General features: G+C 67.8%; 9 protein-coding genes. 1 reads left to right on the forward strand and 8 read right to left on the reverse strand.

Annotated features, from left to right (window positions below):
• The first annotated feature begins 312 nt into the window (after nt 1-312).
• Nucleotides 313-453 (forward strand): hypothetical protein, encoded by a 141-nt coding sequence (locus AB4Z46_RS31810; protein WP_442287557.1) that lies wholly within the window; start codon nt 313-315, stop codon nt 451-453.
• A 58-nt stretch (nt 454-511) separates the two neighbouring features.
• Here the strand turns inward: AB4Z46_RS31810 and gshB are convergent, their stop codons facing one another.
• The 8 genes from gshB to leuS all read right to left on the reverse strand — a co-directional run bounded on the left by gshB (nt 512) and on the right by leuS (nt 12,107).
• Nucleotides 512-1,459, reverse strand: a complete 948-nt coding sequence (gshB, locus tag AB4Z46_RS31815; protein ID WP_442287558.1) for a glutathione synthase — start codon at nt 1,457-1,459, stop codon at nt 512-514.
• A 1-nt stretch (nt 1,460) separates the two neighbouring features.
• Nucleotides 1,461-2,750, reverse strand: coding sequence for a benzoate/H(+) symporter BenE family transporter (locus AB4Z46_RS31820; protein WP_442287559.1), 1,290 nt, complete (start codon nt 2,748-2,750; stop codon nt 1,461-1,463).
• A 125-nt stretch (nt 2,751-2,875) separates the two neighbouring features.
• On the reverse strand, nt 2,876-4,744 hold the full coding sequence (locus tag AB4Z46_RS31825) for a potassium transporter Kup (protein WP_442287560.1): 1,869 nt from the start codon (nt 4,742-4,744) through the stop codon (nt 2,876-2,878).
• Nucleotides 4,745-4,898: 154 nt separating this feature from the next.
• On the reverse strand, nt 4,899-6,197 hold the full coding sequence (gshA, locus tag AB4Z46_RS31830; protein ID WP_442287561.1) for a glutamate--cysteine ligase: 1,299 nt from the start codon (nt 6,195-6,197) through the stop codon (nt 4,899-4,901).
• A gap of 217 nt (nt 6,198-6,414) precedes the next feature.
• Entirely contained in the window at nt 6,415-7,707 is a 1,293-nt protein-coding gene (locus tag AB4Z46_RS31835) for a glutamate-5-semialdehyde dehydrogenase (protein WP_442287562.1), read from the reverse strand.
• A gap of 181 nt (nt 7,708-7,888) precedes the next feature.
• The gene (holA, locus tag AB4Z46_RS31840; RefSeq protein ID WP_442287563.1) at nt 7,889-8,944 is read right to left on the reverse strand and encodes a DNA polymerase III subunit delta; all 1,056 of its coding nucleotides are present in this window, start codon (nt 8,942-8,944) and stop codon (nt 7,889-7,891) included.
• Between the two features lie 8 nt (nt 8,945-8,952).
• On the reverse strand, nt 8,953-9,468 hold the full coding sequence (locus AB4Z46_RS31845; RefSeq protein ID WP_442287564.1) for an LPS-assembly lipoprotein LptE: 516 nt from the start codon (nt 9,466-9,468) through the stop codon (nt 8,953-8,955).
• Complete coding sequence (leuS, locus tag AB4Z46_RS31850; protein WP_442287565.1) at nt 9,465-12,107, reverse strand: leucine--tRNA ligase; 2,643 nt, start codon at nt 12,105-12,107, stop codon at nt 9,465-9,467. The genes AB4Z46_RS31845 and leuS overlap by 4 nt, the downstream gene beginning before the upstream one ends.
• Between the last annotated feature and the right edge of the window lie 67 nt (nt 12,108-12,174).

A 12,174-nucleotide genomic window follows, 5' to 3' on the forward strand; every position in this document is an offset into this window, starting at 1 on the left:
CCGTCCGGATGGATGTACGACCCGAAGGGCGTGATGTACCAGCGGTTGTCGTAGTACTGGTCCGCTGCGAACGTGGTCTGCGCAAGGCAGGCGCCATACGGGAGGGCAAGCACGCAGCAAGCTGCGAAGGTGCGTCGGTCGAACATGAAAGCCTCACTTTCTTGACGTTGATGAGAGCCTCAGCCGGAGCCAGTTGAGCTAGGCACCATAGGTGCGGCCACGCCCGCCGGTTCGTACACGCGTAACCGGGCGTATCGGCACCCCGGCGCAGCCACCTTCGGTTTCATTTCTTTCAGCCGAAAGCGGCGCGATTTGCGCAACGGCAACACCGCGGCCCGATCAGGGCGGAGAGATGCCCTCGCCGGACCGCGCTTCAAGGCCTGGAGCAAGCCCTGCGACAACCTCGTCAAGTGGCTGCTGTTCGGCGGCCTGTTCTACCTGCTGCTCCCGTGACGCCGCGCCATCTCGGATCCGGGCGCGAAGTGGCGCACACGCCAGCCGCGCTCGACCCTCACGACTTCAATTCCGCCTCCAGTGCATCGATGAACATCGCCGGCACATCGAAGCCGGTCTGCTCGGTGATCTCCTGGAAGCAGGTCGGGCTGGTGACGTTGATCTCGGTCAGCGAGCCGCCGATCACGTCGAGGCCGATCAGCAGCAAGCCGCGCTGGCTCAGCACCGGCCCGATCGCCTCGGCGATGCGGCGGTCGTCGTCGGTCAGCGGCTGCGCCACGCCCTTGCCGCCGGCCGCGAGGTTGCCGCGCACCTCGGTGCCCTGCGGGATGCGCGCCAGGCTGAAGGGCACGGGGCGGCCGCCGATCACGAGCACGCGCTTGTCGCCCTCGGAGATCTGCGGCACGAAGCGTTGCACCATGATGGTCTCGGCGCCGTTCTTGTTGAGCGTCTCGACGATCGAGCCGAGGTTCAGCGCGTCGCCTTTGACCCGGAAGATGCCCATGCCGCCCATGCCGTCGAGCGGCTTCAGGATGATGTCCTGGTGCTCGGCATGGAAGGCGCGCACGGACGCCGCATCGCGCGTCACCAGCGTCGGCGTGGTGAATTCCGAGAACTCCATGATCGCCAGCTTCTCGGGGTGGTCGCGCAGCGCCCGCGGCTTGTTGACCACGCGGGCGCCTTCGCGCTCGGCCTGCTCGAGCAGGTGGGTGGCGTAGATGTACTCGGCGTCGAAGGGCGGGTCCTTGCGCATCAGCACGACGTCGTAGTCCTTGAGCGGTCGCTCCGCGGCCGGCTCCTCGCGGTACCAGTCGTCGGGATCGCCCGTCAGCACGATCGCACGCGCCATCGCGGTCACCGGCCGGCCGCGCTGCCAGCCCAGGTGGCGCGGCTCGCAGACCGAGAGCGTGTGGCCGCGCCGCTGGGCCTCGCGCATCATCGAGAAGGTGGTGTCCTTGTAGATCTTGAACTGATCCAGCGGGTCGGCAACGAAGAGGATGTGCATGTCAGGAAGTCTTTCCGGTGGCGGGAGCCGAAGCCGTGGAGGAGGATGCCGCGACCGGCCGCTCGGGCGCCGGTTGCTCGTCGAGCCTGATCTTGCAGGCAGGCGCGATGTCCTTGCCGGTGTGGGGTTTGCGGCCGAGTTGCTGGACCCCGAGCGCCAGGGCGCCGGCCACCACGCCCCAGAAGGCCGAGCCGATGCCCGCCAGCGTGACGCCCGAGAGCGTGACCAGGAAGGTGATCAGCGCCGCCTCGCGATGCGATTCGTCGCGCACCGCGGCCGCCAGCCCGCCGCCGATGGTGCCCAGCAGCGCCAGGCCGGCAATGGCGGCGACCAGCTCCTTCGGGAAGGCGGTGAGCAGCCCCGTGACGGCGGCGCCGAACAGGCCGATCACCACGTAGATCGCGCCGCAGCTGACCGCGGCGGTGTAGCGCCGCGCCGGGTCCTCGTGGGCTTCGCGGCCCATGCAGATCGCGGCCGTGATCGCGCTCAGGTTCAGCGCAAAGGCGCCGAAGGGCGCCAGCACCAGCGTGAAGAGGCCGCTGATCGTGATCAGCTTCGACACCGGCAGCTCGTAGCCCGCGGCGCGGATCGCGGCGACGCCCGGCAGGTTCTGCGAGGCCATCGTCACCACGAACAAAGGCAGCGCCAGGCTCACCGCCGCCTGCCAGGTGAAGACCGGCATCGTGAACACCGGCAGCGCGATGCTGAAATGCACCGCTTCCCAGGCCAGTTCGCCGCGCGCCGCCACATAGGCGATCGCGACCCCCAGCGTCAGCGGCACCGCGTAGCGAGGCAACGCGCGCTTGGCCGCAAGGTAGGTGCCGAGCATCAGCAGCACCAGCGGCAGCGCGGTCTGGGCGGCCATGAAGGCCTGCAGGCCGAAGCGCGCCAGCACGCCGGCCAGCAGTGCCGAGGCCAGCGCCATCGGGATCTTGTTCATCACGCGCTCGAACCAGCCGGTGGCGCCGGCCAGGGTCATCAGCAGCGCGCAGACGATGAAGGCGCCGACCGCCTCGTTCATGCTGTAGCCGGCCCCCGCGACCGCCAGCACCGCGGCGCCGGGCGTGCTCCAGGCAATCATCACGGGCTTGCGCCACCACAGCGAGGGCAGCGCCGAGGCCAGGCCCATGCCCAGGCCCAGCGCCCACATCCAGGAGGAAATCATCTCGGGCGTGGCGCCGAAGGCCTGCGCGGCCTGGAACACGATCGCCACGGAACTCGTGAAGCCCACGAGCACCGCGACGAAGCCCGCGGTGAAGGCCGAGAGGCTGAGATCCTTGAAAAAACGCATCGCCGGATTGTGCCGGGATGTTGGCGCACCCTTCCAGGAACACCGCGGAACCGGCTTTGCCGGGCCGCTGGTGTTGCCCCCGGTGGGGGGGCGGCTACACGAAGTGAGCCAACCTTGGGGGCGAGCTAGATCTCTATTTTCGAGCCAAGCTCCACCACGGCGTTGTTCGGAAGTCCAAGGAAGTCCGCCGCCCCGCTCGCGTTGTGGTGCATCTGCGCGAACAGCTTCTCGCGCCAGGGCGCCATGCCGCTGCCCAGCGTCGGGATCACGACGTCGCGCGACAGGAAATAGCTGGTCGCCATCGCCTCGAGCTGGCAGCCGCGCAGGCGCGCGTTCTCGAGTGCCCGCGGCAGGTCGATCTCGTTCTTGAAGCCGTAGTGCACGATCACCTGCCAGCAATGATGGCCCAGCGGCTCCATCTCGATGCGCTTGTCCATCGGGATCCACGGCACCTCGTGGTTGCGCACCGTGACGAACAGGTTCTGGTCGTGCAGCACCTTGTTGTGCTTGAGGTTGTGCAGCAGCGCATTGGGCACCACGCCCGGCTCGGCGGTCATGAAGACCGCCGTGCCGTCGACCCGCGCCGGCGGGCTCACGAAGACCGAGTCGAGGAAGCCGCGCAGGTCGATCGCCTCGGCCAGCTGGGTCTCGCCCATCAGCCTGCGCCCTTCCTTCCAGGTGATCATCAGCATGAAGATCGAGCCGCCGATCAGGAGCGGGAACCATCCGCCTTCGAACAGTTTGAGCAGGTTCGAGGCGAAGAACAGGAAGTCGACCACGAAGAAGGCGCCGGTCGCCGCGATGCACAGGAACAGCGGGTACTTCCAGGCGTAGCGGATCACGAAGAAGGTCAGTACCGTGGTGATCAGCATGTCGGTGGTCACGGCGATGCCATAGGCCGCCGCGAGATTGCTCGACGAGCGGAACATCACGACCGCCAGCACGATCGCGACGAACAACCCCCAGTTGACGAACGGGATGTAGATCTGGCCCGCCGTGCGGACGCTGGTGTGCTCGATGTTCATGCGCGGCAGGTAGCCGAGCTGGATCACCTGGCGCGTGACGCTGAAGGCGCCGGTGATCAGGGCCTGCGAAGCGATCACGGTGGCCGCCGTCGCGAGGAACACCAGCGGCAGCAGCGCCCACTCGGGCGCCATCATGAAGAAGGGGTTCTTGACCGCCAGCGGATTCTCCAGCAGCAGGGCGCCCTGGCCGAAGTAGTTGAGCGTGAGCGCCGGCATGACGACCGAGAACCAGGCGATGCGGATCGGGCGCTTGCCGAAGTGGCCCAGGTCGGCGTAGAGCGCCTCGGCGCCGGTCACGCACAGCACGGTGGCGCCCAGGATGATGAAGCTGGTGCCCGGGTTGTCCCACATGAAGCGCAGCGCGTAATACGGGCTCATCGCCTTGAGGATCTCGGGATGGGTCATGATCTGCGACACGCCGAGCAGCGAGATCGCGAGGAACCAGGCCAGCGTCACCGGGCCGAAGAAGCGGCCGATGCCCGCCGTGCCCCGCTTCTGGACCACGAACAGGCAGAACAGCACGACCAGCGTGATCGGGATCACGTAGTGGCGGAACTGCGGCGACACCACCTCCAGGCCCTCGACCGCCGACAGCACCGAGATCGCCGGCGTGATGACGCCGTCGCCATAGAAGAGCGAGGTGCCGAAGATGCCCACCACCAGCAGCACCTGCCGCAGCCGCGGCTTGTCGACCACCGCCTGCGAGGCCAGCGCGAGCATCGCCACCAGCCCGCCCTCGCCCTCGTTGTCGGCCCTGAGCACCAGCACCACGTATTTCAACGAGACGATCACCGTCAGCGTCCAGAAGAACATCGACAGGATGCCGTAGACGTTCTCGACCGTGAACGGGACGTGACCGTGGCCGAACACCTCCTTGACCGCGTACAGGACGCTCGTGCCGATGTCGCCGTAGACGACACCAATGGCCGCGAGGATCAGCGCAGCGGAGGAGGATTTAGGGGCGGACACGGGCTCGGTGCAAAGGGTCGCGGGCGTGCAGCACGCCGCGCGGCGCATCGGAGGCCCGCTTCGGCCGCTTCGTCGCCTTCCACCCTGTCGTTTGCGTTGTTATGGGGTCGCTATTTTGCCGTTGTAGCGATCGCCTGCAAGCGATAAGCCGGAATCATTCATAAACTTCGGCGTCCGGATCGGTGGCCTCGAGTTCGTAGCTGGCCGCCACCATCGCGAGCCGGCCGATCACGCCATACATGTAGAAGCGGTTGGGCGCGCTCGCGCCGGGCTTGGCGCCGGGTTGCGGTAAGTGCGCACTCTCCGAAAATGCCAGCGGCACGAAGCTGGCACCCGGCAGGTTGAGGTTCTCGTCCGGCTTGCGCTCCGCATGCACCCGGTAGAAGCCGCCGACCACGTAGCGGTCCATCATGTAGACCACCGGCTCGGCGACGCCGTTGTGCACCCGCTCGTTGGTCAGCACGCCTTCCTGGACGATCAGGTCGCCGAGTTCCTGGCCCTCCCTGGAGACGCCCGACTTGCTGGCGCGCGGACGGCGCACCAGGGCTTCGATCTCCTTGGCGTCGCGCACCGTCATGACGCCCAGGCCGGCGGTGCCGTTGTCGGTCTTGACGACCACGAAGGGCTTCTCGTTGATCCCGTATTCCTTGTACTTGCGGCGGACCTTGGTCAGCAGCGCGTCGACGTGGCTGGTCAGCACGTCGATGCCCTGGCCGGTGGCGAAGCTGACGTCGGCGGCCTTGGCGTACATCGGGTTGATGAGCCAGGGGTCGATGCCCAGCAGCTTGCCGAAGCGCTTCGACACTTCCTCATAGCTGTGGAAGTGGTTGCTCTTGCGGCGCACCGACCAGCCCGCGTGCAGCGGCGGCAGCAGGTACTGCTCGTGCAGGTCTTCCAGGATGCCCGGCGTGCCGGCCGACAGGTCGGTGTTGAGCAGGATCGTGCAGGGGTCGAAGTGCTTCAGCCCCAGGCGGCGCTTGCTGCGCACCACCGGCTCCAGGCAGACCGTCTCGCCGTTGGGCAACTCGATCTTCTTCGGCGACTTGATCGCCGGGTCGATCGAGCCCACGCGCACGTTGAGCCCGGCCATGTGGAAGATCCGAACCAGCTGGGCCACGTTGGCCAGGTAGAAGGTGTTGCGTGAATGGTTCTCGGGAATCACCAGCAGGTTGCGCGCCTCGGGGCAGATCTTCTCGATCGCGGCCTGGGCCGCCTGCACCGCCAGCGGCAGCATCTCCTGCGTCAGGTTGTTCCAGCCGCCCGGATAGAGGTTGGTGTCGACCGGCGCCAGCTTGAAGCCGGCATTGCGGATGTCGACCGAGCTGTAGAAGGGCGGCGTGTGCTCCATCCATTCGAGCCGGAACCAGCGCTCGATGGCGGGCGTCGAGTCGAGGACGCGCTGCTCGAGTTCATTGATGGGGCCGGTCAGGGCGGTGACGAGATGGGGGACCATGCGGCGGCCTTGTTGGATTTGTATCTGGAGCTAGCTAGGCGGAATTGTAGATTTTGGGGCTTTGCTTCCAATGACAAGCTTCATATGTGGCTCGCCCCCAGGTTTCCCGGCACTTCGTGTCCGGGCGCCCCCCTGCCGGGGCAACACCAGTGGCCCGGCGAAGCCGGTTCCACGGTGTCTCACCAAGGGGCCCGGCTGCGCCGGCCGGTCGCCCGGGCTAGGTCCGGACTTCGCCTTGCCCCAGGACCACGTACTTGAGAGACGTCAGTCCCTCGATTCCCACCGGGCCGCGCGCATGGAACTTGTCCGTGCTGATGCCGATTTCGGCGCCGAGGCCGAACTCGAAGCCGTCGGCGAAACGGGTGCTGGCGTTGACCATCACGCTGGCCGAATCCACCTCGCGCAGGAAGCGCTGGGCGTTCATGTGGTCGCGCGTGATGATCGCATCCGTGTGGTGGCTCGAGTAGCGGTTGATGTGCGCGATGGCTTCGTCCACGCCCTCGACCACCTTGATGCTGATGACCGCGGCCAGGTATTCCTCGGACCAGTCCGACTCGACCGCGTCGATCACCTTGCCGGCCGGCAGGTGCGCGCTCTCGGCGCGCAGGATGTGCGCGGCCGCCGGGTCGCAGCGCATCTCCACGCCCTTGGCCGCGAAGATCGCGCCGATCTCCGGCAGGAAGGTCTCGGCGATCGAGGAGGCCACCAGCAGGCCTTCGGCCGCGTTGCAGGGGCTGTACTTCTGGGTCTTGGCGTTGTCGACGATCTTCAGCGCCATGTCGAGCTCGGCCGTGTGGTCCACATAGACGTGGCAGTTGCCGTCCAGGTGCTTGATCACCGGCACCCGGGCGTCGCGGCTGATGCGCTCGATCAGCCCCTTGCCGCCACGCGGAATGATGACGTCGACGAACTCGGGCATCGCGATCAACTGGCCGACGGCCTCGCGGTCGGTGGTGCCGACCAGTTGCACCGCATCGATCGGCAGGCCGGCCTCCTCGAGCGATTCGGCCACCAGCCGGGCCAGCGCCTTGTTCGACTCGATCGCCTCCGAGCCGCCGCGCAGGATCGCCGCGTTGCCGCTCTTGATCGCCAGGCTCGCGGCCTCGATGGTCACGTTGGGCCGGCTCTCGTAGATCATGCCGAAGACCCCGATCGGCACTCGCATCTGGCCGACCCGGATGCCGCTGGGCTGCTGTTTCATGCCGATGACCTCGCCGATCACGTCGGACATCGCGGCCAGCTGCTCGCAGCCCTGGGCGACGGTCTCGATGACCTTCGGCGTGAGCCTGAGGCGGTCGACCATCGGCGCCGACAGGCCGGCGCCCACCGCGCGCGCCAGATCCTTCTCATTGGCCTCGGCCAGCGGCTCGCCCGCGGCCCGCAGTCGGCGCGCCAGCGCCTTGAGTGCCTTGTTCTTGGTAGCGGCATCGGCCCGCGCCATCAGGGCCGAGGCCAGCTTGGCCTGCAGCCCGAGCGACTGGACGTACTCGGAGACATTCAACGTATTCATCCCCGGATTGTGCCGCGAGGGCGGAAAGTAGCTCGCCCCCAGGTTGCCCGGCACTTCGTGTCCCGGCGCCCACCCCCTGCCGGGGGCGCTGCGCGCAGCCAAAGAAAACGTACGCAGTCGCCTGTTTATCGGTCACTGGTGTTGCCCACTTGGAGGAAGCGCTACGACGCGCTTCGGAGGGTCATCCCCTGGGTGCGCAGGCCCGGCACAGCATGAATGCCAGCCGCTGCAGCGCCTGCCAGCCATTGGCCGGCCAGTCGGGCTGCTTGAGCCCCTTGACGATGCCGTCGACCAGGTGCGCGGCGCGCAGCATGCGCGCCAGTGCCCGGTCGTCCAAGCGCGGCAGCACCCGCTCGAAGGCACGCTCGCGCGGCCCCCAGATGCGGTTCTCGCGCAGTGCCATCGGCAGCGGCCGGCCGGCCGCCATCGCGTCCTTCACGCGCTTCAGCGCCCGGATGTCCTCGGCCAGCGTGTAGTGCACCAGCACCTCGGCCTCGCCCTCGGCCTGCAGGCCGTCGAGCATGCGCGCCACGCGCTGCGGGTTGCCGGCCAGCACCGCTTCCGACAGCTTGAAGACGTCGTAGCGCGCGACGTTGTTGACCGCGCCCTCGACCTGTTCCCAGCCGAGCTCGCCCTCGGGATGCAGCAGCGCGAGCTTCTGGATCTCCTGGTGCGCGGCCAGCAGGTTGCCCTCCACGCGGTCGGCGAAGAACTGCAGCGTGCGCTGGCCCTCCTCGCCGGCCTTCACGCGCTGGCCCTGCAGAGCAAGCCGTTGCGCGATCCATGGGGGCAGCGCGGCGCGCTCGATGGTCTCGATCTGCAGGCTGACGCCGTGGTTCTCGAGCGCCGCGAACCAGGCGGCGCTGCGGGTCGCCTTGTCCAGCCGCGGCAGCAGCACCAGCGTGAGGGTGCTGTCGTTGCCGGGCGCGGCCTCGGCGATCTGCTGCAGCGCGGCGCTGCCGTCCTTGCCGGGCTTGCCCGAGGGGATGCGGATCTCGACGATCTGGCGGTCGGCGAACAGGCTCAGGGAGCCGCCCGCCGCAAGCACCGCGCTCCAGTCGAAGTGCGCGCCGGCCACGGTGTACGAACTGCGTTCGGTATAGCCCTGGGTGCGCGCCGCGGCGCGGATCGCATCGGCCGCCTCCTGCGCCAGCAGCGGCTCGTCGCCATGGATGGCGTAGAGCGGCGCCACCCGCTTCGCGAGGTGGGCGGAGAGTTGCGAGGTCGCCAGTTGCACGGCGGCTTTCAGAAGGCCTTGATGGCGGCCAGGCGGCGCAGTACTTGCTGGGCGATGTCGCTCTGCATGTCGCGATACAGCAGCTCGGCCTCGCCTTCCTTGGCGAGTGCGGCGGTCTCGTTGTAGGTGATGTCGCGCGACTGCTGGATCTCGGTCGGTCCGAGCAGTTCCTTGCCGCCCTGGCCTCGCACCCTGAAGCGCAGGGTCAGGATCAGTTGCAGTTCGCGCACCTGGCCGTCGGGCGTGGTGGACAGCACGACGTTGTTGCGGCTCTCGCCGAGGAGCTCCAGCACCGCGTCGGCCTTTTCGGCCTGGTCGGCGGGCAACACCTCCACGGTCCCGGCGGCCCTGAGCTGGCGCCGCAGGTAGTTCGAGAACGGGGAATTGCCCATCACGGCAATGCTGTTGAAGGCAAACGTCGGTGCCTTGCGCAATTCGAAGCCGCAGCCCGCCAGGGCCAGGGCTGCCCCGACGGCCAGAAAGCCGCGCCGCGGCAGCGGCGAGCGTCCGATCGCCCGACTCATAGCACCACGTTGACCAGCCGGCCCGGCACCACGATCACGCGCTTGGCGGCCACGCCCGCAGCATGCTGCACGAAGGCCTCGCAGGCGAGCGCGATGTCCTCGATCTCCTGCTTGCTGGCGCCGGCCGGCACCCGCAGCGCGCCGCGCAGCTTGCCGTTGATCTGCAGCATCAGCTCGATCTCGTCCTGTGCGAGCGCGCCGACGTCGACCACCGGCCAGGCGGCGTCGAGCAGCCCACCCTGGTCCTTGTCATAGCCGAGCTCGTGCCAGAGCTGGTGCGTGATGTGCGGCGTCGCCGGGTAGAGGCAGCGCAGCAGGAGCCCGAAGCCCTCGCGCAGCGCCGCGCGGTCGCCCGCATCGGCCGCCGCCGGCTTGAAGCCTTCGAGCGCGTTGAGCAGCTTCATCGCGCCCGACACCACGGTGTTGTACTGCATGCGCTGGTAGTCGTAGTCGATCTGCCGCAGCACGGTGTGCAGCTCGCGCCGCAGGGCCTTGGCCTCCTTGCCGTAGACCGGCGGCTGGGCCGCGTGGCCGGCATCGGCCGCCGCGCCATGCTGCGCGACGCCGAAATTCCAGACCCGGCGCAGGAAGCGGTAGCTGCCCTCGACCGCGGCATCGTTCCACTCCAGGGTGGCCTCGGGCGGCGCGGTGAACATGGTGTAGAGCCGCGCCGTGTCGGCGCCGTACTTCTCGATCAGGTCCTGCGGATCGACGCCGTTGCGCTCGCTCTTGCCCATCTTGCCGACGCCGCCGTAGTCGACCTGCGTGCCGTCGGCCGTGGTGCCGCCGCTGATGCGGCCCTGGGCGTCGAGCACCGGCGTCACCTCGGAGGGCGGGAAGTAGTCCTTGCCGCCCTTCTCGTTGCGCTTGTAGAAGATGTGGTTGAGCACCATGCCCTGCGTCAGCAGCTTGCTGAAGGGCTCGTCGACCTTCACCAGGCCGAGGTCGCGCATCACCTTGGTCCAGAAGCGGGCGTAGAGCAGGTGCAGGATCGCGTGCTCGATGCCCCCGATGTACTGGTCCATCGGCATCCAGTACTTTGCGCCGTCGGCCACCATGGCCTCGTCGTTGGTCGGATCGCAGTAGCGCATGAAGTACCACGAGCTGTCGACGAAGGTATCCATCGTGTCGGTCTCGCGGCGCGATGGCTTGCCGCAGACCGGGCAGACGACGCCGGCATGGAAGCCCTCGTGCTTGGCCAGCGGATTGCCCGAGCCGTCGGGCACGCAGTCGGTCGGCAGCACGACCGGCAGGTCCTTCTCGGGCACCGGCACCGCGCCATGCTCCTCGCAATGGATGATCGGGATCGGCGTGCCCCAGTAGCGCTGGCGGCTCACGCCCCAGTCGCGCAGTCGCCAGGTGGTCTGCATCTCGCCCAGGCCCTTCTGGCCGAGCGCATGGGCCACCGCCTTGACCGCCTCGGCGTAGTGCATGCCGCTGAAGTTGTCGGAGTTGATGGTCACGCCGCGCTGCTTGTCGGCGTACCAGTCCTGCCAGCGGTGGTAGTCGAAGTGCGGCTCGTCGTCGACCAGCACGACCTGGATGATCTCGATGCCGTACTTGTTGGCGAAGGCGAAGTCGCGCTCGTCGTGCGCCGGCACGCCCATCACGGCGCCGTCGCCGTAGCCGATCAGCACGTAGTTGCCGACCCAAACCGGGATCGGCTCCTCGGTGATCGGATGGATCACGGTCAGGCCGGTGGGGACGCCCTTCTTCTCCTGCGTGGCGAGCTCGGCCTCGGTGGTGCCGCCGCCCTTGCATTCGGCGATGAAGGCCGCAACCGCGGGGTTCGACTTCGCGGCGTGCGCGGCCAGCGGGTGCTCCGGCGCCACGGCGCAGAAGGTGACGCCCATGATGGTGTCGGCACGGGTTGTGAAGACGTACATGCGGCCGCCCTGGATCAGCGCGCCCTTCTCGTCCTTGATCTTGTGCGTGAACGCGAAGCGCACGCCTTCGCTCTTGCCGATCCAATTCTCCTGCATCAGCTTGACGCGCTCGGGCCAGCCCGGCAGCTTGTGCTGGGTGTGCTCGAGCAGTTCTTCGGCGTAGTCGCTGATCTTGAGGTAATAGCCCGGGATCTCGCGCCGCTCCACGGTGGCGCCGGTGCGCCAGCCCTTGCCGTCGATCACCTGCTCGTTGGCCAGCACGGTCTGGTCGACCGGGTCCCAGTTGACGACCTGCGTCTTGCGATAGGCGATGCCCTTCTCGAGCATCTTGAGGAACAGCCACTGGTTCCACTTGTAGTAGCTCGGATCGCAGGTCGCGATCTCGCGGCTCCAGTCGATCGCCAGCCCCATGGCCTGCAGCTGGCCCTTCATGTAGCCGATGTTCTCGTAGGTCCACTTGGCCGGCGGCACGCCGTTCTTGAGTGCCGCGTTCTCGGCCGGCAGGCCGAAGGCGTCCCAGCCCATCGGCATCAGGACGTTGTAACCGCTCATGCGCAGGTAGCGCGTGAGCATGTCGTTGATGGTGTAGTTGCGCACGTGGCCCATGTGCAGCTTGCCGCTGGGGTAGGGCAGCATCGAACAGGCGTAGTACTTCTTCTTGCGCGCGTCCTCGGTCACGCGGTAGGCGTCGGCCGCGTTCCAGTGGGCCTGGGCGGCGGACTCGACGTCGGCGGGTTTGTAGCTGGGGTTCATTGGCACTCTTGGCACTCGGCAACGGCCCGGCGCCAGGCGGCCGGGGGAATGGGATTATCGCGGTTGC

Origin of the sequence: Variovorax sp. M-6, assembly GCF_052114385.1 — a bacterium.
Classification (GTDB): Bacteria; Pseudomonadota; Gammaproteobacteria; order Burkholderiales; family Burkholderiaceae_C; genus Variovorax.

Bases quoted from the DNA above. Each gene is read 5' to 3' on its own strand.
- leuS (WP_442287565.1), bottom strand. From the start codon at position 12,107: ATGAACCCCAGCTACAAACCCGCCGACGTCGAGTCCGCCGCCCAGGCC.
- AB4Z46_RS31845 (WP_442287564.1), bottom strand. From the start codon at position 9,468: ATGAGTCGGGCGATCGGACGCTCGCCGCTGCCGCGGCGCGGCTTTCTG.
- gshB (WP_442287558.1), bottom strand. From the start codon at position 1,459: ATGCACATCCTCTTCGTTGCCGACCCGCTGGATCAGTTCAAGATCTAC.
- gshA (WP_442287561.1), bottom strand. From the start codon at position 6,197: ATGGTCCCCCATCTCGTCACCGCCCTGACCGGCCCCATCAATGAACTC.
- AB4Z46_RS31820 (WP_442287559.1), bottom strand. From the start codon at position 2,750: ATGCGTTTTTTCAAGGATCTCAGCCTCTCGGCCTTCACCGCGGGCTTC.
- AB4Z46_RS31835 (WP_442287562.1), bottom strand. From the start codon at position 7,707: ATGAATACGTTGAATGTCTCCGAGTACGTCCAGTCGCTCGGGCTGCAG.